Source organism: Pelomonas nitida (assembly GCF_043555975.1).
Lineage (GTDB): Bacteria > Pseudomonadota > Gammaproteobacteria > Burkholderiales > Burkholderiaceae_C > Pelomonas > Pelomonas nitida.
The window spans coordinates 69,905-90,715 of the sequence record NZ_JBIGIA010000019.1 but is presented as its reverse complement, the minus strand read 5'-3'; the positions used below and the strand labels follow the sequence as shown (position 1 = coordinate 90,715).

The 20,811-nt window shown below is 70.7% G+C and carries 23 protein-coding genes; 11 read left to right on the top strand and 12 right to left on the bottom strand.

What is annotated here, in order from left to right:
- Positions 1-22: 22 nt before the first annotated feature.
- The 7 genes from ACG00X_RS20705 to ACG00X_RS20675 all read left to right on the top strand — a co-directional run bounded on the left by ACG00X_RS20705 (position 23) and on the right by ACG00X_RS20675 (position 3,856).
- Positions 23-619 (top strand): GbsR/MarR family transcriptional regulator, encoded by a 597-nt coding sequence (locus ACG00X_RS20705; RefSeq protein WP_394491064.1) that lies wholly within the window; start codon positions 23-25, stop codon positions 617-619.
- Positions 620-687: 68 nt separating this feature from the next.
- The gene (locus tag ACG00X_RS20700; protein ID WP_394491062.1) at positions 688-1,110 is read left to right on the top strand and encodes a thiol-disulfide oxidoreductase DCC family protein; all 423 of its coding nucleotides are present in this window, start codon (positions 688-690) and stop codon (positions 1,108-1,110) included.
- 22 nt (positions 1,111-1,132) lie between these two features.
- Complete coding sequence (locus ACG00X_RS20695) at positions 1,133-1,528, top strand: hypothetical protein (protein ID WP_394491060.1); 396 nt, start codon at positions 1,133-1,135, stop codon at positions 1,526-1,528.
- 3 nt (positions 1,529-1,531) lie between these two features.
- Positions 1,532-2,350, top strand: a complete 819-nt coding sequence (locus ACG00X_RS20690) for an NAD-dependent epimerase/dehydratase family protein (RefSeq protein ID WP_394491058.1) — start codon at positions 1,532-1,534, stop codon at positions 2,348-2,350.
- Positions 2,347-2,712, top strand: coding sequence for a DoxX-like family protein (locus ACG00X_RS20685; RefSeq protein ID WP_394491056.1), 366 nt, complete (start codon positions 2,347-2,349; stop codon positions 2,710-2,712). The genes ACG00X_RS20690 and ACG00X_RS20685 overlap by 4 nt, the downstream gene beginning before the upstream one ends.
- Positions 2,709-3,182, top strand: coding sequence for a DUF2269 family protein (locus ACG00X_RS20680; RefSeq protein WP_394491054.1), 474 nt, complete (start codon positions 2,709-2,711; stop codon positions 3,180-3,182). Before ACG00X_RS20685 ends, ACG00X_RS20680 begins: the two co-directional genes overlap by 4 nt.
- Positions 3,183-3,328: 146 nt before the next feature.
- The gene (locus ACG00X_RS20675) at positions 3,329-3,856 is read left to right on the top strand and encodes a hypothetical protein (protein WP_394491052.1); all 528 of its coding nucleotides are present in this window, start codon (positions 3,329-3,331) and stop codon (positions 3,854-3,856) included.
- Here the strand turns inward: ACG00X_RS20675 and phbB are convergent.
- The 3 genes from phbB to phaC form a co-directional block, all read right to left on the bottom strand.
- Positions 3,770-4,507, bottom strand: coding sequence for an acetoacetyl-CoA reductase (gene phbB, locus ACG00X_RS20670; protein WP_394491050.1), 738 nt, complete (start codon positions 4,505-4,507; stop codon positions 3,770-3,772). The two genes, ACG00X_RS20675 and phbB, sit on opposite strands and share 87 nt — an antisense overlap.
- A 40-nt stretch (positions 4,508-4,547) precedes the next feature.
- Positions 4,548-5,732, bottom strand: a complete 1,185-nt coding sequence (locus ACG00X_RS20665; RefSeq protein WP_394491048.1) for an acetyl-CoA C-acetyltransferase — start codon at positions 5,730-5,732, stop codon at positions 4,548-4,550.
- A gap of 263 nt (positions 5,733-5,995) precedes the next feature.
- Positions 5,996-7,669 (bottom strand): class I poly(R)-hydroxyalkanoic acid synthase, encoded by a 1,674-nt coding sequence (gene phaC, locus ACG00X_RS20660; protein WP_394491046.1) that lies wholly within the window; start codon positions 7,667-7,669, stop codon positions 5,996-5,998.
- 127 nt (positions 7,670-7,796) lie between these two features.
- On the opposite strand from phaC, the gene ACG00X_RS20655 reads away from it, so the two are divergent.
- Positions 7,797-8,063, top strand: a complete 267-nt coding sequence (locus tag ACG00X_RS20655) for a hypothetical protein (protein ID WP_394491044.1) — start codon at positions 7,797-7,799, stop codon at positions 8,061-8,063.
- Here ACG00X_RS20655 and ACG00X_RS20650 read toward each other — a convergent pair.
- Positions 7,983-8,711 carry a purine nucleoside phosphorylase YfiH/LACC1 family protein gene (locus ACG00X_RS20650; protein ID WP_394491042.1) on the bottom strand — a complete coding sequence of 243 codons (729 nt, stop codon included), beginning with the start codon at positions 8,709-8,711 and terminating at the stop codon, positions 7,983-7,985. The two genes, ACG00X_RS20655 and ACG00X_RS20650, sit on opposite strands and share 81 nt — an antisense overlap.
- Complete coding sequence (gene maiA, locus ACG00X_RS20645) at positions 8,701-9,336, bottom strand: maleylacetoacetate isomerase (RefSeq protein ID WP_394491040.1); 636 nt, start codon at positions 9,334-9,336, stop codon at positions 8,701-8,703. Before maiA ends, ACG00X_RS20650 begins: the two co-directional genes overlap by 11 nt.
- A 34-nt stretch (positions 9,337-9,370) precedes the next feature.
- Between maiA and ACG00X_RS20640 the strand changes: the two genes are divergently transcribed.
- Positions 9,371-9,925, top strand: a complete 555-nt coding sequence (locus ACG00X_RS20640) for an NUDIX hydrolase (protein ID WP_394491038.1) — start codon at positions 9,371-9,373, stop codon at positions 9,923-9,925.
- Between the two features lie 3 nt (positions 9,926-9,928).
- Here the strand turns inward: ACG00X_RS20640 and ACG00X_RS20635 are convergent, their stop codons facing one another.
- The 6 genes from ACG00X_RS20635 to guaD form a co-directional block, all read right to left on the bottom strand.
- Positions 9,929-12,460, bottom strand: a complete 2,532-nt coding sequence (locus ACG00X_RS20635; RefSeq protein WP_394491036.1) for a sensor histidine kinase — start codon at positions 12,458-12,460, stop codon at positions 9,929-9,931.
- A gap of 4 nt (positions 12,461-12,464) precedes the next feature.
- The gene (locus tag ACG00X_RS20630; RefSeq protein ID WP_394491034.1) at positions 12,465-13,262 is read right to left on the bottom strand and encodes an ABC transporter substrate-binding protein; all 798 of its coding nucleotides are present in this window, start codon (positions 13,260-13,262) and stop codon (positions 12,465-12,467) included.
- Positions 13,263-13,288: 26 nt separating this feature from the next.
- Entirely contained in the window at positions 13,289-14,047 is a 759-nt protein-coding gene (locus tag ACG00X_RS20625; RefSeq protein WP_394491032.1) for an HD-GYP domain-containing protein, read from the bottom strand.
- Between the two features lie 10 nt (positions 14,048-14,057).
- On the bottom strand, positions 14,058-14,432 hold the full coding sequence (locus ACG00X_RS20620; RefSeq protein WP_394491030.1) for a response regulator transcription factor: 375 nt from the start codon (positions 14,430-14,432) through the stop codon (positions 14,058-14,060).
- 261 nt (positions 14,433-14,693) lie between these two features.
- Entirely contained in the window at positions 14,694-14,885 is a 192-nt protein-coding gene (locus ACG00X_RS20615) for a hypothetical protein (RefSeq protein ID WP_394491028.1), read from the bottom strand.
- 105 nt (positions 14,886-14,990) lie between these two features.
- Positions 14,991-16,298: a guanine deaminase gene (gene guaD / locus ACG00X_RS20610; protein ID WP_394491026.1), complete on the bottom strand. Its 1,308-nt coding sequence runs from the start codon at positions 16,296-16,298 to the stop codon at positions 14,991-14,993.
- Between the two features lie 39 nt (positions 16,299-16,337).
- Between guaD and xdhA the strand changes: the two genes are divergently transcribed.
- Both xdhA and xdhB read left to right on the top strand, forming a co-directional pair.
- Positions 16,338-17,816 (top strand): xanthine dehydrogenase small subunit, encoded by a 1,479-nt coding sequence (gene xdhA / locus ACG00X_RS20605; protein WP_394491024.1) that lies wholly within the window; start codon positions 16,338-16,340, stop codon positions 17,814-17,816.
- Entirely contained in the window at positions 17,813-20,146 is a 2,334-nt protein-coding gene (gene xdhB, locus ACG00X_RS20600) for a xanthine dehydrogenase molybdopterin binding subunit (protein WP_394491022.1), read from the top strand. The genes xdhA and xdhB overlap by 4 nt, the downstream gene beginning before the upstream one ends.
- A 17-nt stretch (positions 20,147-20,163) precedes the next feature.
- On the opposite strand, the gene ACG00X_RS20595 is transcribed toward xdhB, so the two are convergent.
- Positions 20,164-20,787 carry a response regulator transcription factor gene (locus ACG00X_RS20595; RefSeq protein WP_394491020.1) on the bottom strand — a complete coding sequence of 208 codons (624 nt, stop codon included), beginning with the start codon at positions 20,785-20,787 and terminating at the stop codon, positions 20,164-20,166.
- Positions 20,788-20,811 lie beyond the last annotated feature (24 nt).

Here is a 20,811-nt window from a genome sequence, read left to right as displayed (position 1 = left end):
CAGACGCCGTAAGCTACACGCCATGGAACTCACCGACATCAGCCGCCGCTTCATCGTCCACTGGGGCGAGATGGGCACCAACTGGGGCGTGAACCGCAGCGTGGCGCAGATCCATGCGCTGCTCTATGTGCATGGCCAGCCACTGCACGCCGAGGACATCGCCGACACGCTGGCGCTGGCGCGCTCCAACGTCAGCAACAGCCTGAAGGAGCTGCTGAACTGGCGGCTCATCCGCGTGACCCACGTGCTGGGCGACCGGCGCGATTACTACGAGACGTCGGGCGATGTGTGGGAGCTGTTCCGCATCATCGTGCGCGAGCGCAAGGAGCGTGAGTTCGACCCCACCGTGGCGCTGCTGAAAGACCTCGCCGCCGACCCGGCGCTGGAGAAGGAATCGCCCGCCATGCAGGACCGCCTGCGCAGCACGCTGGAACTCATGCAGACGCTGGGCAGCTGGAGCGACGAGATGCTGCGGCTCACGCCGGCCACGCTGGAGAAGATCCTGCGGCTGGGCGCGCAAGTGCAGCGCTTCGTGCGGCCGGCCAGCCCTGTAGACGCGCCGGAGCCCGCCGCCGCCAGCGTCTTTCCCGTCACGCCGCCCATGCCGCCGATGGGCTGATCTGCCCGGGGCCGCCACGCCGCCCCTTTTTTTGCCTTGCAATTTCTCTTTTTACTGAAACAACCGCAATGACTGCAAACAACCCTACCCTCACGGTCTACTACGACGGCGCCTGCCCGCTGTGCCGCAGCGAGATGGGCCTGCTGATGCGCCACAACACGGCCGGCCGGCTGCGCTTCGTGGACATCGCCCAGCCCGGCTTCGATGCCGCTGCGCTGGGCGTGACCCAGGCCGCGCTGATGGCGCGGCTGCATGTGCAGCAGCCAGACGGCAGCTGGCTGGTGGGCGTGCCCGCCGTGCAGGCGGCCTATGCCGCCACGGGCCACCACCGCATCTCCCGCTTGCTGGCCCACCCCACCGTCGCCCGGCTGGCGCGACCGGCCTACGACTGGCTGGCCGACCACCGCTACCGCCTGCCGCGCTGGCTGCTGAAGGCCGCACACCTGCACACCGGCAGCTGCGCACCCGACGGCGCCTGCCGCAGCCGCTGACTTCAACCCCAGGAGAGCCACCATGTCCGAACTGAACTTCGTCATCACCCTCGCCATCGCCGTGCTCGGCCCCGTCATCGCCCTCAGCTACCTGCGCCCCATCCTGCTGGTGGTGCTGGACTCGCTGTGCGTGGAGCCGCTGCCCGGCAAGGTCGGCGCGCACTTCTGGGTGCGCAGCGCCTACGTCCTCGCCATCGCCGGCACCCTGGTGCTGGCGCTGAGCTTCGGCAACTTCGACGGCAGCCTGCTGGACGCCGTGCACCGCGCGCTGTGGCTGGCAGCGGCCGGCTGCTTCGTCAGCATCGCCGTCATCACGCGCCGCGTGTGGGCGCCCGTGCAGGCGCGGCTGGCCAAGCCCGGGGTGGCGGTGCACCGCGCGCCGGCCAACACCACCGCGGCTGACGACCGGTGGGTGTGAGTCATGAAGATCCTCGTCATCGGTGCCGGCGGCTTCATCGGGCGGCAGGTCTGCCAGGCGCTGGCGGCCAACGGGCACGAGGCGGTGCGCGCCGCCCTTCGCCCGGTCACGGCCTGGGACCAGCCGGCCGCCTGGCAGCCGCTGCTGGCCGGCGTGCAAGGCGTCGTCTACGCGGCCGGCTGCCTGCGCGACCAGGCGGGCGGCGTGAGCGACCTGCTGGACCTGTTGCATCACCGCGCGCCTGCAGCACTGGCCGACGCCTGCGCCGCCGCAGGCGTGCCGCGCCTCGTGCATGTGTCGGCGCTTTGTGGCGGCATCAGCGCCTACGCCCGCAGCAAGCGCGCCGGTGAGGTGGCGCTGGCCGGGCGGGCCTGCATCGTGCGGCCCAGCCTCGTGGTGGGGGTGGGCGGCGTCAGCAGCCGCCTGCTGGACCAGCTCGCCCGCCTGCCCTGGCTGCCGCTGCCGGCCGAGGTGGCGCGCTGCCAGGTGCAGCCCATCCGCGTCGAAGACCTGGCCGACGGCATCGTCGCGGCGCTGGCGGCACCGGAGGCGGCGGCGTCATGGACGGCCGTGGGCCCGGAGGCGGCCCCGGTAGCCGGCTGGATCGCCCGCCGCCGCGCCGCACGCGGCCTGCCTCCCGCACGCGAGCTCGTGGTGCCGGCCGCACTGACCCGCGCCTCGGCCCGCCTGGGCGACCTGGTGGCGCTGGGGCCCTGGTGCAGCACGGCGCTGGAACTGCTGGCCCACGACAGCCTCGCGGCACCCGCCGCCACGCCGCTGGGCCGCCCGCTGCGCAGCGCGCTGGACGGGGCCTGGGCATGAACACCCACCGCTTCGCACAGGCGTCGCTGGTGCTGCTGTGGTGGGGCACGGTCGCGGCCAGCCTGCACGACGGCGGCGCCACCGGGGTCAAGCTGCTGCAGGACGCCACCGGCATGGGCGCCGCCCCCGCCCTGGCCCTGGTGCTGCTCGGTTGCGCCTGGGATGCCGCCATCGGGCTGCTCCTCCTGCTGCGCCCCGGCGCCGCCAGCTACCGGCTCGCCGCCGTGGGCGTGCTGGGCATGACGGCGCTGGCCACGCTGCTCGTGCCGACGCTGTGGCTGGACCCGTTCGGCGCGCTGCTGAAAAACCTGCCGGTGCTGGCGCTGCTGGCCGTGCTGGCGAACAAGGACGCGAAACCATGACAACCTATCTGATCGTCAAATGGCTGCACGTCGTCTCCAGCGTGCTGCTCGTCGGCACCGGCTTCGGGTCGGCCTTCTACCTGTTCTTCGCCAACCGCTGCGCCAGCCTGGAGGCCCGCGCCGTCGTTGCCCGCCTGGTGGTGCGGGCCGACTGGTGGTTCACGACGCCGGCCGTCATCGTGCAGCCGCTCAGCGGCGCCTGGCTCGCCCACACGGCCGGCTGGCCACTCAGCGCGCCGTGGCTGGCCGCGTCGCTGGCGCTGTACCTGCTGGCCGGCGCCTGCTGGCTGCCGGTGCTGGTGCTGCAGTTACGAATGGCACGGGAGCTGGAAGCCGCGCTGCACGAAGGCCGCCCGCTGTCGCCGCGCTACCGCCGCTGGCAGCGCGGCTGGGAGGCGCTGGGCTACCCCGCCTTTGCCGCCATGCTGCTGGTGTTCTACCTGATGGTCGCCAAGCCGATGCCCGGCTGAACACGCCGGCCCAGCCGTTGCAAGACGTCAGCACGGGCCGGCAATCCCGGGCATTTGTTTCGTGATGCGTCAGCCCACGGCAGCGCTGAAGCATCACGATACAGATGGCAGTAGCGCGCGCCGCGATGGCGACCCACACTGCATCCATGGACCTCCAGATCGACTCCCAACTGCCCGCCCTGACGCAAGACCAGGCCCTCACCGGCTGGCGACGCGAGTTCTGCATCGAGCTCCTCGGGGCCGGGCAGGCGCGCGTGTTCACGCGTCTGGTCTTGACCCCCTCGCACAAGGCGGCCGAGCTGCAAAACGGCGTGCTCTTCCACCGTGTGGGTGCTGCCTTCGGCGACCTGAACAGCTTCCTGAAGCTGGCGGCCGAGCCGATGCGGCAGCTGGTGGAGTCCGCGACGCGGCAGCAACCTCGCCGGGACAACCTGTTCGCGGCCGTGGTCTACGACAACCGCGCCTGGGAGCGCGTGATGGACGCGCTGGACCAGTGGCAGCGCCGCCCGCACGCCTCGGCCCGCATCGTCATGGCGCCGCAAGGCCTGCGGGCCACGCCGCGCCAGCTGTCGGTGCTGACCCGCCGCTCAGCCCATATGCAGGCCGCCGTTGCACGAGAAATCAGCGCCCGTCGTGAAGCCGCTGTCCTCGCCGGCCAGCCAGGTCACCACTGAGCCAATTTCCTCCGGCGTGCCCAGGCGCCGCACGGGGATGGTCGCGACGATCTTCTCCAGGATCTCGGGCTTGATGGCCTTGACCATGTCGGTGCCGATGTAGCCGGGGCTGACGGTGTTGACCGTCACGCCCTTGCTCGCGAGCTCCTGCGCCAGCGCCATCGTGAAGCCGTGCATGCCGGCCTTGGCGGCGGAATAGTTGGTCTGCCCGGCCTGGCCCTTCTCGCCGTTGACCGACGAGATCTGGATGATGCGGCCCCAGCCCTTCTCCACCATGCCCGGCACGACCTGCTTGGTCACGTTGAACATGGAGTTCAGGTTGGTGTCGATGACGGCCTTCCAGTCGTCGGGCGTCATCTTCAGGAACATGCGGTCGCGCGTGATGCCGGCGTTGTTCACCAGCACGTCGATGTCGCCATGCTCGCGGATGGCCTTGGCGAAAGCCTCGACCGTGGAGTCCCAGTCCGCCACGTTGCCCACCGAGGCGTGGAACGTGAAGCCCAGCGCCTTCTGCTCGTCCAGCCACTTCTGGTAGTCGCGGCTCGGGCCGCAGCCCGCGATGACCTTGAAACCCGCCTTGGCGAGCTTCTGACAGATGGCGGTGCCGATGCCGCCCATGCCGCCCGTGACGTAAGCAATCTTCTGGCTCATGGATGTCTCCTTGTCGTGGTTGCAGGTTGGGGAATGTGGTTCAACGCTCGATGGTCAGGGCCACGCCCATGCCGCCGCCGATGCACAGCGAGGCGATGCCCTTCTTGGCGCCGCGCCGCGCCATCTCGTGCAGCAGCGTAACGAGCACGCGGCAGCCGCTGGCGCCGATGGGATGGCCCAGCGCGATGGCGCCGCCATTGACGTTGACCTTGCTCGTGTCCCAGCCCATCTCGTTGTGCACGGCACAGGCCTGGGCCGCGAAGGCCTCGTTGATTTCCAGCAGATCGAGGTCGGCGGCCTTCCAGCCCGCGCGCGCCAACGCCTTCTGCGCGGCCGGCACGGGGCCCATGCCCATCAGCGCCGGATCCAGGCCCGCCGAGGCGTAGGACGCGATACGGCCCAGCGGCGTGAGGCCCAGCGCCGCCGCCCGCGCCGCCGTCATGACGACCACACCCGCCGCGCCGTCGTTCAGGCCCGAGGCGTTGCCCGCTGTCACGGTGCCGGCCTTGTCGAAGGCCGGCCGCAGCCCGGCCAGCGCCTCGGCGTTGGACTTGCGGTTGATGAACTCGTCAGCGGCAAACACGACGGGATCGCCCTTCTTCTGCGGCAGGCTGATCGGCACGATCTCGTCCTTGAAGCGGCCGGCGTCCTGCGCGGCGGCGGCCTTTTGCTGGCTGCCCAGCGCCAGCGCGTCCTGCTGCTCGCGCGTGATGCCGTACTTCTTGGCGACGTTCTCGGCCGTGATGCCCATGTGGTACTGGTTGTACACATCCCACAGGCCGTCGACGATCATCGAGTCGATCATCTTCCAGTCGCCCATGCGCTGGCCGTCGCGCGAGTTCGGCAGCACGTGGGGGCTCAGGCTCATGCTCTCCTGGCCGCCAGCGATGACGATGTCGCTGTCACCGTCGCGGATGGCCTGCGCGGCCAGCATGACCGCCTTCAGCCCCGAGCCGCAGACCTTGTTGATGGTCATGGCCGGCACCACCTGCGGCAGGCCGGCCTTGATGACCGCCTGGCGCGCCGGGTTCTGCCCCACGCCGGCCGTCAGCACCTGGCCCAGGATCACTTCGCTGACCTGGTCACCCACCAGCCCGGTGCGGCGCAGCAGGTCCTGGATGACGGCTGCGCCCAGCTCGCTGGCGGGCGTCTTGGCGAGCGTGCCGCCGAACTTGCCGATGGCGGTGCGCGCCGCGGCGACGATGACGATGTCTTGCTGGCTCATGCTTGGGTCTCCTTCAGTGATTGAATATCAGGCGGGAATTTCCTCGGGCCGAGCGCCGGGCCGCCCCAAGCCGGCCCGTCGGGCGATGTGCTTGCGGCTCGATGCCGCAAGCATCGCCGTCCCCTCGGGGGCTGAGGCCGGACTCAGGCCGTCCAGTGGACGGACTGTGCCTGCCGAAGCGTTGCGGCGCGAGCCGCAAGGCGGTCCCAGACTGGGCTTGCCGGCGTTCAGCCGGGGCAAGACCGGGCGAGGGGCTGTCCATGTCATGCCTTCACCTTGACGTAGCGTCCGGGCGCGGGCTCGATCGCCTTGAACTTGCGGTTGCCGGGCGCCTTGGGTGCCGGCTTCAGCGCCCCGGCGTGCGCGGCCAGCCAGGTGGACCAGTCCGTCCACCAGCTGCCCGGGTATTCCGTCGCACCGCGCAGCCAGGCCTCGGGCTCGGCGGGCAGCGCCGGGCTCTTGGCAATCCAGTGGCTGCGCTTGCCCTTGGCGGGCGGGTTGATGACGCCCGCGATATGGCCCGAGGCGCCCATGACGAAGCGCGAGCGGCCCGCGAAGAGCTGCGTGCTGCGGTAGGCCGCCTGCCAGGGCACGATGTGGTCCTCGCGCGAGCCGTAGACGTAGACCGGTGCGTCGATGGCGGTCAGGTCCAGCTTCTCGCCGCAGACGGTGAGCCGGCCCGGCAGCTTCAGCTCGTTTTGCAAATAGGTGTGGCGCAGGTACCAGCAATACATGGGCCCGGGCAGGTTGGTCGAGTCGCCGTTCCAGTACAGCAGGTCGAAGGCCGGCGGCGCCTCGCCGCGCAGGTAGTTGCCGACGACATAGTTCCAGACCAGGTCGTTCGGGCGCAGGAAGCTGAAGGTCGTGGCCAGTTCCTGCCCGTGCAGCAGTTGCGGCCCCTTGGGCGAGTCCAGCCCCAGCGTGGCCTCGCGCAGCCGCACGCTGGCCTCGTCGACGAAGAGATCCAGCACGCCGTTGTCGGCGAAGTCCAGCAGCGTGGTCAGCAGCGTGAGGCTGGCCGCCGCCTGCTCGCCACGCGCGGCCAGCACCGCCAGCGCGCACGCGAGCAGCGTGCCGCCGACGCAGAAGCCCAGCGTGTTGATCCTGTCCTCGCCCGAGATGGACTGCGCGACGCGGATGGCCTGGATCACGCCGCTCTCGACGTAGTCGTCCCAAGTGAGATGACGCACCGACGCGTCGGGGTTGCGCCAGGACACGACGAACACCCGGTGCCCCTGCGTCACGGCGTAGCGGATCAGCGAGTTGTCGGGCTGCAGGTCGAGGATGTAGAACTTGTTGATGCAGGGCGGCACCAGCAGGAAGGGCCGTGCATGCACTTGCGGCGTCAGCGGCGCGTACTCGATGAGCTGGAACAGCTCGTTCTCAAACACGACGCTGCCGGCCGTCGTGGCGACGTTGCGGCCCACCTCGAACGCGCTCTCATCGGTCTGCGACACATGGCCGCGCTGCACGTCGGCCCACAACAGCTGCAGGCCGCGCGCCAGCGTTTCACCGTGGCTGTCGAGCGCGAGCTGCTGGGCCTCGGGGTTGAGCGCCAGGAAGTTGCTCGGCGAGGCCGCGTCCACGAACTGCTGCACGGCGAAGCGGATGCGCGCCTTGGTCTTGTCGTCGGCCTCGATGGCAGCCGCCATCTGCTGCAGCGTGCGGCCATTGAGCAGGTAGAGCTGCGTCATGAAGCTGGCCGCCGGGTTGGCCCGCCAGGCCGGCGCCGCGAAACGCCGGTCGCTGACGGCCGGCGCCTCGCCCTGGCCCAGCGCCGAGTTCCACAGCGCCGTGGCCTGCTTGAGGTAGTCGGACTGCAGATCGGCCAGCGCCGTGGGCGAGATCTGCGGCAGGTGCGCCATCTGCTGCATCAGCTCGGCAAACGGCGCGCTCTCCGTCGCCGGCGGCGCCTCGGTCTTCTTGCGGGTGGCCATCGATCTCCTTCGAATGCGGTCGTCTGCGTGGACCTGCCTAACCGTTGCAATAAGCTTGCCACATCCCGCCGTCCCGGGCTTCTACCTTCGGGCGTTGACGCGCCTATGACATACCCCAAGCACGCCCATGTACCTCATCGCGATCGCCTGGGCCTACGTCGCGCTGATGATGGCCGCCGCTGAAGCCACCAGCCCCCAGGGCTCGCTGCTCGGCGCCGCCATCACGCTGCTGCTCTACGGCATCCTGCCCCTGGGCCTGCTGCTCTACATCCTCGGCACGCCGGGCCGCCGCCGCAGGCAGCGCGCCGCAGCCCTAACGGCCGAGGCTGATGCAGGCAGCCATCCGCCCGCGGGGCCGGCCCAGGGACTCGCCCCGGAACGAGAAGAAGCGTGAATCATCCGTCAGCGTGCACCAGCCGCCACCGCTGATCTGCGAGACCTTGATCGACGTCAAGCGTTCGCGCGCCAGCCAGGCCAGGTCGGCACGCCAGCGTGGCGCCGGATTGGGCCGGTAGAGAAACCCGGGCTGGTCTGCCGTCAACGGCTCCCGGCCGAAGGCGGCCACCACTTCCGGCCCCACCTCGAAGGCCTGCGGCCCGATGCAGGCCCCCAGCCAGGCCTGCACGTCGCCCGGCGCGCAGCCGGTGGCCCGGCACAGCTCGGCCACCGTGTTTTCCAGCACCCCGGCCGCCAGGCCGCGCCAGCCGGCATGGGCGCCGGCCACGCCGCCCGGCGCCTTGAACAGCACGGGCAGGCAGTCGGCCACCAGGATGGCGACGGCCAGATCCGGGTCGGTCGACACGGCCGCGTCCGCCTGCGGCGCGTTGTCGTCGTGCCAGTCGGGGCGCAGCCGCACGGCCGTGGCGCCATGCACCTGGTCCAGGAAGATGGGCCGCGCGCCGAGCCGTTCGGCCAGGTCGGCGCGGTTGGCCTGCACCTGGGCCGCGTCACCGGCCTTGCGGCCGAAGTTGGGGCCGCGCGTCGTCATGAAAGCCGTCACGCCCGGCCAGGCGGGCGTCAGCCAGGTCTCGTCAGGCAGCATCGGGGCAGGCGCTCGGGTGGGTTTGGGCGAAGGCCGGGTGGGCCAGGCAGGCGGCGTTGATGCGCATGACGGTGGGGTACTCGTCCATCGGGCACTCGAAGCGCTGGGCGTTGTAGACCTGCGGCACCAGCAGGCAATCGGCCAGGCCGGGCGTGTCGCCGACGCAGAAAACACCCGCCGTGGCCGCCAGCCGCTGCTCGACGACGGCCAGGCCGGTCGCGATCCAGTGCCGGTACCAGCGGTCCACGGTGTCCTGGCCCTGCCCGAGGTCGTTCTTCAGGTAGCGCAGCACGCGCAGGTTGTTCAGCGGGTGGATGTCGCAGCCGATGTCCTGCGCCAGCGCGCGCACCTGGGCCCGCGCCAGCGGGTCGCGCGGCAGCAAAGGTGGCTCGGGGTGGACCTCATCCAGATACTCCAGGATGGCCATGGACTGGCTCAGCCAGCGGCCGTCGTCCAGCACCAGCGCCGGCACCAGGTGCGAGACCTGCTGGTTGGCGAAGGGCTCGGCGAACTGCTCGTTCTTCGCGAGGTGCACCGCCGCATAGTCGTAGTCCAAGCCCTTGAGGGCCAGCCCGATGCGCACGCGCCAGGAGGCCGACGAGCGGAAGTAGTTGTAGAGCTTCATGGGCCGGATTCTGACCCTCTATAAACTGCCCCGCATGCCCTTCCCCAGCCGCTTCAAGCATTGCCCCCACTGTGGCGCCGCCGTGGACTACCGCGTCCCGCCCGACGACAACCGCGAACGGGCTGTCTGCACGGCCTGCGACAGCATCCACTACCAGAACCCGCTGAACGTGGTCGGCACGCTGCCGGTGTGGGAGGCCGATGGCCGCGTGCTGCTGTGCCGCCGGGCCATCGAGCCGCGCCTGGGCCTGTGGACGCTGCCGGCCGGCTTCATGGAGCTGGGCGAGACCACCGCCGAAGGCGCGCTGCGCGAGACGCACGAGGAGGCCGGCGCCCAGATCGAGCTGCTGGGCCTGTACTCGCTGCTGAACGTCGTGAAGGTGGGGCAGGTTCACTTCTTCTACCGCGCCCGGCTGCTGTCGCCACGTTTCGAGCCGGGCCCGGAGTCGCTGGAGGCGCAGCTGTTCGCCGAGCATGAGATTCCCTGGGACGAGATCGCGTTCCAGACCACCCGCGAGACGCTGACCCGGTACTTCGACGACCGCCGCCACGGCCGCGCCTTCGCGCTGTTCAGCGCCGACCTGCACTGAGCCTCAATAGGCCGTCAGCGGCTGCGTGTCGCCAGCCAGCCGCAGCGGCAGCCGCACGCGGAAGACGGCGCCACCGCCGTGGCGGTTTTCGGCCGAGATCTGGCCGCCATGCACCTCGACGATCTTGCGGCTGATGGCCAGGCCCAGGCCCGTGCCGCCAGAGCCGTCCTTGGTCTGGCTGGACTGCACGAAGGCCTCGAAGATCGACTCCAGCTCCGCCGGCGGAATGCCGGGGCCGCGGTCGGCGACGCTGAGCGTGAACTCCTCGGGCGAGGTCGCCACCGCCTCGATCTCCAGCGGCGCGCCCTCGGGAGAAAACTTGATCGCGTTGGCGATGACGTTGCGGATGGCCTGGTGCATGCGCATCGGATCGACGCGCGCGGTCAGCGGCTCCTCGGCGATGCGCAGCACCAGCCGCAGGTCGCGCTTGGCGAGCAGCGGGTCCAGCTCGCGCAGCACGGCCTGCACCAGCGCGCGCAAGTCGCAGCGCTCCAGGTCGAAGGTGCCGACGGTGCTCTCGATCTTGGAGACATCCAGCAGATCATTCACCAGCGCCAGCATGCGCTGCCCGGAGCGATGGATGTCGGCGAACATCGCCGCCAGCTTGGGCCGTTCGCTGCCGCGCGCCACGCCCAGCTCCGAGAAGCCGATGATGGCCTGCAGCGGCGTGCGCAGCTCGTGGCTGATGTTGGCGACGAACTCCGACTTGGCGCGCGAGGCCTCCTCGGCCGCGTCGCGCGCCTCCCGCGTGGCGCGCTCGGCGTTGCGGAACTCGCTGACGTCCACCAGCGTGCACAGGATGCCGGCCGGCCCGCCTTGCCGGTCGGGCACCAGCACCTTGATGACGACCATGTCGCGGCGCGAGCCGTCGCGGTGCGTGACCTGGGCCTCGTAGCGCAGCCGCCCGCCCTGAGCCAGCAGGCGCGCGTCCTGGTCGGCATGCAGCTGGGCGTCGGCCAGCGACAGGAAATGCCCCACCGGCTCGCCGATGACTTCCGCGCGTGGCCGGCCGGCAAACTCCTCCCAGGCCTGGTTGACCAGCACGTAGCGCCCCTGCGCATCGAACATGGACACCGGCTGCGGGCTGATCTCCAGCAACAGCCCGGAGAACGCGAGCTGGTGCTGCAACTGCTGGTCGGCCGCGACGCGCTCGCTGACGTCCACCGCACTGCCGGCGAAGCCGACGATGCGGCCCTCGCCATGCAGCGGCACCACCGCCAGCTGGAAGTGCCGCGGCCGGCCATCGGCCGCCGGGATGCAGACCTGGGCCTGGCGCACGCCGGCCCGGTCGTCGAGCCGGAACAGCGCCGCGGTGCGCTCGCGATCGGCCGGTGCGGCCATGTCCACGAAGCGCTGGCCGCGCGCCCGCTCCACCCCCTCTTCGCTGATGGCCGCCCAGCGCGCATTGACGAAGGTGATGGCGCCATCGGCGTCGGTGCGGAAGATCAGCTCCTGCACGCTCTTGAGCAGCACGCTGAGCTCACGCTCGCGTTGCGCCACCTGGTCGTGCGCGCCGTCCAGCTCGTGCCGCGCCTGCTCACGGGCATTCATCTCGCGCAGCAGTGTGACCAGGCCGCCGCCGATGGCCAGCAAGGCGAGCAGCCCCAACCCGACCAGCCAGCGCAGCCGCTCGGACCAGGCCCGCAGCACGCTGGACTCGGCCAGCTCGACGACGACCACCAGCGGCCGCGTGCGCGACGCACGGAACGCCACCACCTGCGGCCCCGGCTGCACACCCGCGCCGAGGTATTCGCCGTGCTCGCGCGCCGGCAGCCAGCTGTCGAACACCGGATGGCCCCGGAGCCGGTTGCCCGGGTTCAGGGACAGCCCGTCGTTGGCCGCTACCAGGCGGCCGTCCAGGCTCGCGAGCAGGGCCACGCCACCTTCGTCGGACAGCGCCACCTGCTGGAAGTTGGCCAGCGCACCCGGGTTGATGAGGGCGACCAGCAGCAGCCGCTGCCCGCCCGGCCCACGCACCACGCGCAGCAGCGGCAGCATGTCCACGCCAGCGGCCTGCGGGCGCGCCCCGGGGTTCGCCAGATCGCCCAACGTCCGGCCAGCTACCAGCGGCAGCAGCGCGTCGCGCCCGTCGCGTGGCAACTCGCCCAGCCGCTCCAGCGGCACGCGCTGCCCTTGCTCGGCGGCGATGCTGCTCGCCAGCACGCGGCCTTGCTCGTCCAGCACGGCGGCGCCACGCAGGAAGGGCAGGCTGGTCAGCAGGCTCTGCCCGAGCAGCGGCTGCAGGCGCGCTGGATCGACCGAGGTCTGCCGCGCGACGCCCTCACCCAGCGTCTGCAGGATGAGCGCGGCCGATTCGACGGTACGGGTGACGTGGTCTTCCAGCGTCCGCGCGATCAGCTCGGCGCGGTCCTGTGCGTTCTCCAGCGATTCGCGCCGCTCGAAGCCGGCCAGCGCCGACAGGGCCGCCACCACCGCCAGCGACAGCAGCGCCGCCAGCAGCCGCACCAGCAGACGGGCGCGGCCCAGCAAGCCTCCCGGCTGCCAGGGCTGTGCGGAGCTGTGGTGCTGCGGCATGGCATCAGCGCGTGACGACGATGTCGGCGAGCCCGTGCCGGCGGGCGGCCGCGAGCAACCGGCCATCGTGCTTGATGGCGGCGACGAACTCGTCCAGGCGGGCCAGCCAGCGCGCATCGCCACGCTTGATGGCGTAGCCGTAGGGCAGCACGAAGAACGGCCGCGGCGGCGCGACGAGGCGGGCCCAGTCGGCGTTGTCGAGCAGGCGCCGGCTGTAGGGGTAGTCGGTCATGAAGACATCCACGCGGCCGGCCTCCAGCTCCTGCTCGCGCGTGGCCGGCGGGCGGATGACGACCATCTGCGCCTGCTTGAGCGCCTCGCGCATGACCGGCTCCATGAAGGTGCCGGCCTGCACGGCCACGACGACGCCGGGCTGGTCGATGTCCCCCCACTGCCGCACGGTGCGGCTGGCGCGCGTGGTCACGCCGTAGATGTCGCTCTGCAGATAGGGCTCGGTGAAGGCCAGCTGCTCCTTGCGGCTGGCCAGCATGCCGACGGCGAACATCGCCACGTCGCAGCGGCCACCATTCAGATCGGCCACCAGCTGCGGGAACGACGACTCCACATACTCCGGCCTGACGCCGATATCACGCGCCAGCTCGCCGGACAGGTCGATGTCGATGCCCCCCAGCAACCCGGTGCGCGGGTTGCGGTAGGTGATGCCGTAGTAGTCGGGCCAGATGCAGACGCGCAACGTGCCGGCCGAGCGCACCCGTTCCAGCGTCTGCGCCACGGCACCGGCCGATGCGATCCCAAGGGCCAGGCCAGCCAGGGCACCGGCGAGTCTGCGAAGCAGGGTCATGGATGTTCTCCCGGGGTTCGCGGTGTTCATTCGAGGGCCGCCAGTTCCTCGAAACTCGGCGGCTGGCGGTTGATGCGCTCGCGCAGCTCGATGAGCGCAGCGAGGTTGCCGACGAAGGTGTCGACGATGGCGGGCTCGAAAGCCGCGCCGCGCTGCTCCAGCAACATGGCCAGCGCCACGTCGTCGGGGAAGGCCTTGCGATAGCAGCGGTCCATCGTCAGCGCGTCGAAGAAGTCCACGACCGCCACGATGCGGCCCGAGATCGGGATGCCCTCACCCGCCAGGCGACGCGGATAGCCCAAGCCGTCCCAGCGCTCGTGATGGGTCAGCGCCACTTCCGCCGCCAGCTGGAACAGCGGCACACGCGAGCGCCCCAGGATGTAGGAACCGATCTCGGCATGCCGATTCATCTGCTCGCGTTCCTCGGGCGTGTAGGCGCCCGGCTTCTTGAGCACCGCGTCGGCCACGCCGATCTTGCCGACGTCGTGCATGGGCGCGGCGCGGCGCAGCATGGCCGCGAACGCTGCCGGCTGGCCCAGTGCCAGCGCGAGCGCCTCGGCCAGATAGCCGATGCGCACCATGTGCACGCCGGTGTCGTCGTCGCGGAAATCGGCCGCCATCGCCAGCCGCAGCAGCACCTCGTGGTGGGCCCGGGTCACCTCGCGCAGCGCCTCGTTGCGCTCGTGGTACATGCGCCCCAGGTCGTGCACGAAGCACTCCATCTGCGCCGTGGCGGCGGCGTCGAAGCGGTGGTCGGTGCTGGTGGGGGCGGCGCGCCGGCGCATGGCCCGCTCCTCAGGCCGCTGCCCAGAGGCCCGAAATGCAGTCGATCAACTGCAGCGGGCTGAACGGCTTGACGAGATAGACGTCAGCCCCCGCCTGCAGCCCCGCCTCACGGTCGCTGGCCTGGCCACGGGCGCTGAGCATGATGATCCGCGGCGGCTGCCCGGCCGGCACGCCCTGGCGCAGGCGCTGGCAGACGTCCAGCCCGTTGAGTTGCCCCGGCATCATGACGTCCAGCAGCACCAGATCCGGCCGGAACTCCTGGGCGATCGCCAGGGCGGTCTCGCCGTCAGACGCCTCGCGGATGTCGTACTCCTCGAACTCGAGGGTCAGGCGGATCAGCCGGCGGATGTCGGCATGGTCGTCGACGATCAGGATGGATTTCATTGTTTCAGTCCCCGTGAAGTCGGGTATCGACAATGAAATTATCATTTATATCGAATAAGAACTCCAGCTTCGCGGGCCGACTGCAGCGGCCGGGCAGGCAAAAGTTCTCGCTCGCAGCGGCGGAAAGTGCCCAGGCGGCGCCAGCAGCGGCAACGCCGGCCGCGAGCAGCCGGCACGACGCCTCAGCGTTCGAGGCATATCAAAAATATCATCTGAATTCGATCAAGACGATGATCGTTTGAGTGGCCGCACTCACCCGGCCTACCGGCCGCCCAGCAGCCGCGCCGGCAGCATGACGAGGGCTCGCAGCAACGCAAAGACGCCCTCCACGGCAATGCCCAGCACGCGAAAAGGCAGCGTCACCAGCCACACCAGGGGCCACAGCAACAAGGCCAGCAGCGCCAGCGGCCAGCAGACGATGAAGAGGACGACCCAGAACAAAAAGGTGAGCATGGCGGGCTCCGTTGAGCGATGCCGCCACCTTAGGCGCCGCCGCCGCGCGCCGCCCGCGCCATGCGACGGAGCGGCGTTCGGCCGGCATGAAGCGTCGCGGCCGTGTCAGACGCGCTGGCGCCCCGCCACGTAGCAGGCCGCCAGGTTGCGCTCGTCGGCCAGCGTCATCCAGGCGAACACGCGCTCGTGCAGCTCGCGGGCCACGGCGTCGCGCGCCTCGGCCACGCCGCCGCGCGCCCAGTCCCACACGCAGATGTCGGCGGCCTGCCCTACCGACAGCCCGCCGATCTCGTCGCCCAGCCGCAACGCCTCGGCTGCGCCGCGCGTGGCGGCATGCAGCGCCACCCAGGCGGTGAGGCGCTCGCCGCGCAGCGCCTGCACCTTGTAGGCGTCCAGCATGTTGCGCGGCAGGTTCAGCGACGTGCCCCCGCCGACGTCCGACGCCAGGCTGACGTTGAAGCCCGCGCCGGCCCAGTCGAACAGCCCGCTGCCGAGGAACAGATTGCTCGACGGGCTGTGCGCCACCTGCGCGCCCCGTGCAGCGATGAGCTGGCGGTCGTGTTCGTCGAGGTAGATGCCGTGGGCCAGCACGGCGCGCTCGTGCACGAGGCCGACACGCTCGTAGACATCCAGGTAGCTGCGCGCCTCGGGAAACAGCTGGGCCACCCAGGCCACCTCGGCGCGGTTCTCGGCCACATGGGTCTGCATGTAGAGGCTGGCGTCGGCCCGGCACAGCGCGCCGGCCATGGCCAGTTGCTCCGGCGTGCTGGTGGGCGCGAACCGCACCGTCACCGCGTAGGCCAGGCGGTCACGGCCATGGAAGCGCCGGATCAGGTCCAGGCAGTCCTGCTCGGCCTGCACGACGTCGTCTCGCAAGCCGTCGGGCGCATGCCGATCCATCAACACCTTGCCGGTGATGAGCCGCATGCCGCGCGCCGCCGCGCCCTCGAACAAGGCCTCGGCCGAGGTCTTGTGCACGGTGGCGAAGACGACGGCCGATGTCGTGCCGCTGGCCAGCAGCGCGTCCAGGAAGACCTCCGCGCCCGCCCGGCTGCGCGCCGGATCGGCAAAAGCGCATTCGCTCGGGAAGGTGTAGCGCTCCAGCCAGTCCAGCAGCTCGGTGCCATAGGAGCCGATGACCTCCAGCTGCGGGCAGTGGACATGCGTGTCGATGAAGCCCGGCAGCACCAGCTGGCCGGCATGGTCCTTGCGCACCCAGCTGTCATCCGGCGCCTGCGCCTGCCGCTCGACGATGCGCCCATCTTCGATCAGCAGCCAGTGGTCGCGATCGAAGCGCACCACTGGCGACTCGGTCTCGCCCCAGCCTGGTGCAGCCGTGAAATCCAGCAGATCGCCCCGCAGCGCCCAGCGGCGCGGCGAGTCCGCAAAGTTTTTCTGGTTAGTAAAACTCATATGGCAATTCTGAGGCAAGGTCAGACAATCGAGCCCAGCATGAATACCCGACCCATCCGTTTCTTCCACCGCGGCGAGGTCGTCGAGGTGAGCGACCTGCCGACGACGACGACCGTCCTGCAATACCTGCGCGAGCACGCCGCCTGCACCGGCACCAAGGAAGGCTGCGCCGAGGGCGACTGCGGCGCCTGCACCGTCATCCAGGGCGAGCTCGACGCCGATGGCCGGCTGCAGCTACGCAATGTCAATGCCTGCACGCAGTTCCTGCCCACGCTGGACGGCCGCGCACTGCTGACGGTCGAAGACCTGGGCGGCCCCGAGGCCCTGACGCCGCCGCAGCAAGCCCTCGTCACCTGCCATGGCTCGCAGTGCGGCTTCTGCACGCCGGGCTTCGTCATGACGCTGACGGCCTGCTACGAGGCTCACCAGGCCGCCGGCACCCGCCCCAGCCGCCAGGAACTCGCCGACGACCTGGCGGGCAACCTGTGCCGCTGCACCGGCTACCGGCCCATCCTGGATGCCGGCGAGCAGATGTTCGACGCCCCCACCCGACTGATCGACCGCGAACCCATCGCCGCCGCGCTGCGCCAGCTCGCGCAGGACGAACCGCTGGCCTACGCCCACGCCGGCCAGCGCTTCCACGCACCGCAAAGCCTGCCCGACCTCGCGCTGCTGCTGCAGACCTATCCACAGGCCACGCTGCTGGCGGGCTCCACCGATGTCGGGTTGTGGGTCAACAAGCAGTTCCGCGTGCTGCCGGAGCTCATCTACACCGGGCGCGTCGAGGCGCTGCGCGAGATCCGCGCCGAGCCCTTCCACGGCGAGCCGGGCCTGTGGATCGGCGCGGCCGTGTCGCTGGAAGACGCCTGGGCCCAGCTGGCCGAGCTGGCGCCGTCGCTGGCCGAGCTGTGGCGGCGCTTCGCCTCGCCGCCGGTGCGCCACGCCGGCACGCTGGGTGGCAACGTGGCCAACGGCTCGCCCATCGGCGACGGCGCCCCGGCCCTCATCGCGCTCGGCGCCGACATCATCCTGCGCCGCGGCGAGCAGCAACGCCGCCTGCCGCTGCAAGACTTCTATCTCGACTACATGAAGAAGGACCTGCAGCCCGGCGAGTTCGTCGAGGCGCTGCACCTGCCCCGCCCCGACACAAGCTGGGCCATCTCCGCGCACAAGGTCTCCAAGCGCCACGACAGCGACATCTCCGCCGTCTGCGCCGTGCTGGCACTGCAGCTGCGCAACGGCACCGTGCAGCAGGCCCGCTTCGCCTTCGGCGGCATGGCCGCCACCGTGCGGCGCGCCGCGCACGCCGAGGCTGCCACCGTGGGCCAGCCCTGGGTGGAAGCCACCGCCGAGGCCGCCGCTGCGGCCCTGGCGCAAGACTTCCAGCCACTGACCGACATGCGCGCGTCGCGCGACTACCGCTTGCGCGTCGCACAGAACCTGCTGCGAAAGTTGTGGCTGGAAACCCTGGAACGACGCACGCTGACCGTCTGGCGCCCCGCGAGGCTGGCCGCATGAACAAGCCCGAAACCCTGCTCGCCCCCGAGCCCGTCGTCGGCACGTCGCGGCCGCATGAGTCCGCGCACCTGCACGTCAGCGGCGCCGCCCCCTACACCGACGATCTGCCGGAGCCCGCCGGCACGCTGCACGCGGCGCTGGGCCTGTCGCCGCTCGCGCATGGCCGGCTGGTCGGCATCGACCTCGACCGCATCCGCCAGCAGCCGGGCGTGGTGGCCGTGCTCACGGCCAGCGACATCACGGGCGAGAACAACTGCGGCCCGCTGCTGCATGACGACCCCATCCTGGCCCGCGACGAGCTGCGCTACGTCGGCCAGCCCGTGTTCGCCGTGATCGCCCGCACCCGCGACCACGCACGGCGCGCCGCCGCGCTGGCGCGGCACGTCATCCAGGCCGAGGCGCTGCCGGCCGTGCTCACGGCGCGCGACGCCCATGCGGCCGGGCAATACGTGCTGCCCCCCATGCACCTCACGCGCGGCGAGCCCGCGCAACACCTGGCCGCCGCCCCGCACCGGCTGCAGGGCACCTGGAGCCTGGGCGGGCAGGAACAGTTCTATCTGGAAGGCCAGATCAGCCTGGCGCTGCCGCAGGACGGCGGCGAGGGCCTGCTGGTGCATTGCTCCACGCAGCACCCCAGCGAGATGCAGCAGCTCGTCGCCCACGCCGTGGGTTGGCAGGCGCATCGCGTCGTCGTGCAGTGCCGGCGCATGGGCGGCGGCTTCGGCGGCAAGGAGTCGCAGTCGGCGCTGTTCGCCTGCGTGGCTGCCCTGGCCGCGCTGAAGCTGAAGAAGCCCGTCAAGCTGCGCGTGGATCGCGACGACGACTTCCTCATTACCGGGCGCCGCCATGGCTTCGACTATCGCTGGGACGTGGGCTTCGACGACGACGGCCGCATCCTGGCCGCCGACATCGACCTGATCTCCAACGCCGGCCACAGCGCCGACCTCTCCGCGCCGGTCATGGCCCGCGCGCTGTGCCATTTCGACAATGCCTACTGGCTGCCGCATGTGGCCATGCACGGCTTCTGCGCCAAGACCAACACGCAGAGCAACACGGCCTTCCGCGGCTTCGGCGGGCCGCAGGGCGCCCTCGCCATCGAGATGATCCTCGACGGCATCGCGCGCCGGCTCGGGCTGGACGGCACCGAGGTGCGGCGCCGCAACTTCTACACGGCGGGTTGCGACATCACACCCTACGGCCAGCAGGTCGACGAGCTGCACGCCCAGGCGCTGACCGACCAACTGCTGGCCAGCAGCGACTACCAGGCACGCCGCGACGCCATCGCGGCCTTCAACGCGACGAGCCCCGTGCTGAAGAAGGGGCTGGCCTTCACGCCGGTCAAGTTCGGCATCTCGTTCAACGTGGCCCACCTGAACCAGGCCGGCGCGCTGGTGCACGTCTACACCGACGGCTCGGTGCTCGTGAACCATGGCGGCACGGAGATGGGCCAAGGCTTGAACACCAAGGTCGCGCAGGTCGTGGCCCACGAGCTGGGCTTGCCGCTGAGCGCCGTGCGCTGCTCGGCCACAGACACGAGCAAGGTGGCCAACACCTCGGCCACGGCGGCCTCCACCGGCAGCGACCTCAACGGCAAGGCCGCGCAGGACGCCGCACGCAAGATCAAGGCGCGACTGTCGGCGCTCGCGGCAGAACGCTTCGGCTGCGCGGTGGAGCTGGTCGCCTTCGAAGCCGGCCAGGTGAGCGGCGGCGGACAACAGCTGCCGTTCGCGGAGCTGGTGGCCGCCGCCTATCTGCAGCGCGTGCAGCTGTGGAGCGACGGCTTCTACGCCACGCCGGGCCTGCACTGGGACCGCCACCGGCTGCAGGGCCACCCGTTCTACTACTACGCCTGGGGCGGCGCCGTTTGCGAGGCGCTGGTGGACACGCTGACCGGCGAGAGCCGCATCACGCGGGCCGACCTGCTGCACGACGTGGGCACGTCGCTGAACCCGGCACTGGACATCGGCCAGGTGGAGGGCGGCTTCATCCAGGGCATGGGCTGGCTGACGATGGAAGAGCTGGTGTGGCACCCCGTCACGGGCCTGCTGACCACGCATGCGCCGAGCACCTACAAGATCCCGACCGCCAACGACTGCCCGCCCGAGCTCAACGTCCGGCTGTTCGGTGTGGCGAATGCGAACGAGACCATCCACCGCAGCAAGGCCGTCGGCGAGCCGCCGCTGCTGCTGGGCTTTGCGGCGCTGCTGGCCATCAAGGACGCCTGCGCCGCCTGCGGGCCCGAGCGCTGCGACCCGCCGCTGCGCGCCCCAGCCACGGCCGAGGCCGTGCTGGACGCCATCGACGCGCTGCGGCACGGCCCGCAGCCGTAAGTCACGCGGACAGCGGCCTAGCGCTTCTGCGTCGCCACGACGACGGCCTGGGTGCGCGAGCTGACGCCCAGCGCCTTCAGCACGGCGGCAACATGGTCCTTGACCGTGTCCACGCTGACGCCCAGCTCACGCGCGATGAGCTTGTTGGAGAGCCCCTGCGTCAGCAGATGCAGCACATGCTTCTGGCGCGGCGTCAGCGGCAGATGCGCCCAATCCGGCTGCGCCTGCTCCACGCGCGGCGCGGGCGCTTCGTCGACCAGGCGCTTCAGCGGCGGCACATAAGTGCCACCGGCCAGCACCAGTTGCAGCGCCTGCACCAGCGTGTCCAGGTCGCAGCGCTGGGGCACATAGCCCATCGCGCCCGCACCCAGGGCCTGCAGCGCGTCCTCGGTGTCGTCGCTGCCAGACACCACGACGACCGGCAGCAACAGATGCTCGCGGTGGATCTGCTGCAGCAGCTCGAAGCCGCCGTCCACCTTCAGGTCCAGCAGCACCAGCCGCGGCATCGCCTGCGCCAGCGCGGCGCGCGCGGCCGCCACGTTGTCGACGCCCTGGACCTGGGCACCCGAGAAATGCTGCTCGATCAACCCGGTGAGCGCTGCGCGCACCATGGGGAACGCATCGACCAGCAACACCCTCATTTCCGCTCCCCTCAAAGTGGCAGC

Excerpts from the sequence above, each read along its gene's own strand:
- ACG00X_RS20705 (WP_394491064.1), top strand. The coding sequence starts at position 23 with ATGGAACTCACCGACATCAGCCGCCGCTTCATCGTCCACTGGGGCGAG.
- ACG00X_RS20700 (WP_394491062.1), top strand. The coding sequence starts at position 688 with ATGACTGCAAACAACCCTACCCTCACGGTCTACTACGACGGCGCCTGC.
- ACG00X_RS20695 (WP_394491060.1), top strand. The coding sequence starts at position 1,133 with ATGTCCGAACTGAACTTCGTCATCACCCTCGCCATCGCCGTGCTCGGC.
- ACG00X_RS20690 (WP_394491058.1), top strand. The coding sequence starts at position 1,532 with ATGAAGATCCTCGTCATCGGTGCCGGCGGCTTCATCGGGCGGCAGGTC.
- ACG00X_RS20685 (WP_394491056.1), top strand. The coding sequence starts at position 2,347 with ATGAACACCCACCGCTTCGCACAGGCGTCGCTGGTGCTGCTGTGGTGG.
- ACG00X_RS20680 (WP_394491054.1), top strand. The coding sequence starts at position 2,709 with ATGACAACCTATCTGATCGTCAAATGGCTGCACGTCGTCTCCAGCGTG.
- ACG00X_RS20675 (WP_394491052.1), top strand. The coding sequence starts at position 3,329 with ATGGACCTCCAGATCGACTCCCAACTGCCCGCCCTGACGCAAGACCAG.
- phbB (WP_394491050.1), bottom strand. The coding sequence starts at position 4,507 with ATGAGCCAGAAGATTGCTTACGTCACGGGCGGCATGGGCGGCATCGGC.
- ACG00X_RS20665 (WP_394491048.1), bottom strand. The coding sequence starts at position 5,732 with ATGAGCCAGCAAGACATCGTCATCGTCGCCGCGGCGCGCACCGCCATC.
- phaC (WP_394491046.1), bottom strand. The coding sequence starts at position 7,669 with ATGGCCACCCGCAAGAAGACCGAGGCGCCGCCGGCGACGGAGAGCGCG.
- ACG00X_RS20655 (WP_394491044.1), top strand. The coding sequence starts at position 7,797 with ATGTACCTCATCGCGATCGCCTGGGCCTACGTCGCGCTGATGATGGCC.
- ACG00X_RS20650 (WP_394491042.1), bottom strand. The coding sequence starts at position 8,711 with ATGCTGCCTGACGAGACCTGGCTGACGCCCGCCTGGCCGGGCGTGACG.
- maiA (WP_394491040.1), bottom strand. The coding sequence starts at position 9,336 with ATGAAGCTCTACAACTACTTCCGCTCGTCGGCCTCCTGGCGCGTGCGC.
- ACG00X_RS20640 (WP_394491038.1), top strand. The coding sequence starts at position 9,371 with ATGCCCTTCCCCAGCCGCTTCAAGCATTGCCCCCACTGTGGCGCCGCC.
- ACG00X_RS20635 (WP_394491036.1), bottom strand. The coding sequence starts at position 12,460 with ATGCCGCAGCACCACAGCTCCGCACAGCCCTGGCAGCCGGGAGGCTTG.
- ACG00X_RS20630 (WP_394491034.1), bottom strand. The coding sequence starts at position 13,262 with ATGACCCTGCTTCGCAGACTCGCCGGTGCCCTGGCTGGCCTGGCCCTT.
- ACG00X_RS20625 (WP_394491032.1), bottom strand. The coding sequence starts at position 14,047 with ATGCGCCGGCGCGCCGCCCCCACCAGCACCGACCACCGCTTCGACGCC.
- ACG00X_RS20620 (WP_394491030.1), bottom strand. The coding sequence starts at position 14,432 with ATGAAATCCATCCTGATCGTCGACGACCATGCCGACATCCGCCGGCTG.
- ACG00X_RS20615 (WP_394491028.1), bottom strand. The coding sequence starts at position 14,885 with ATGCTCACCTTTTTGTTCTGGGTCGTCCTCTTCATCGTCTGCTGGCCG.
- guaD (WP_394491026.1), bottom strand. The coding sequence starts at position 16,298 with ATGAGTTTTACTAACCAGAAAAACTTTGCGGACTCGCCGCGCCGCTGG.
- xdhA (WP_394491024.1), top strand. The coding sequence starts at position 16,338 with ATGAATACCCGACCCATCCGTTTCTTCCACCGCGGCGAGGTCGTCGAG.
- xdhB (WP_394491022.1), top strand. The coding sequence starts at position 17,813 with ATGAACAAGCCCGAAACCCTGCTCGCCCCCGAGCCCGTCGTCGGCACG.
- ACG00X_RS20595 (WP_394491020.1), bottom strand. The coding sequence starts at position 20,787 with ATGAGGGTGTTGCTGGTCGATGCGTTCCCCATGGTGCGCGCAGCGCTC.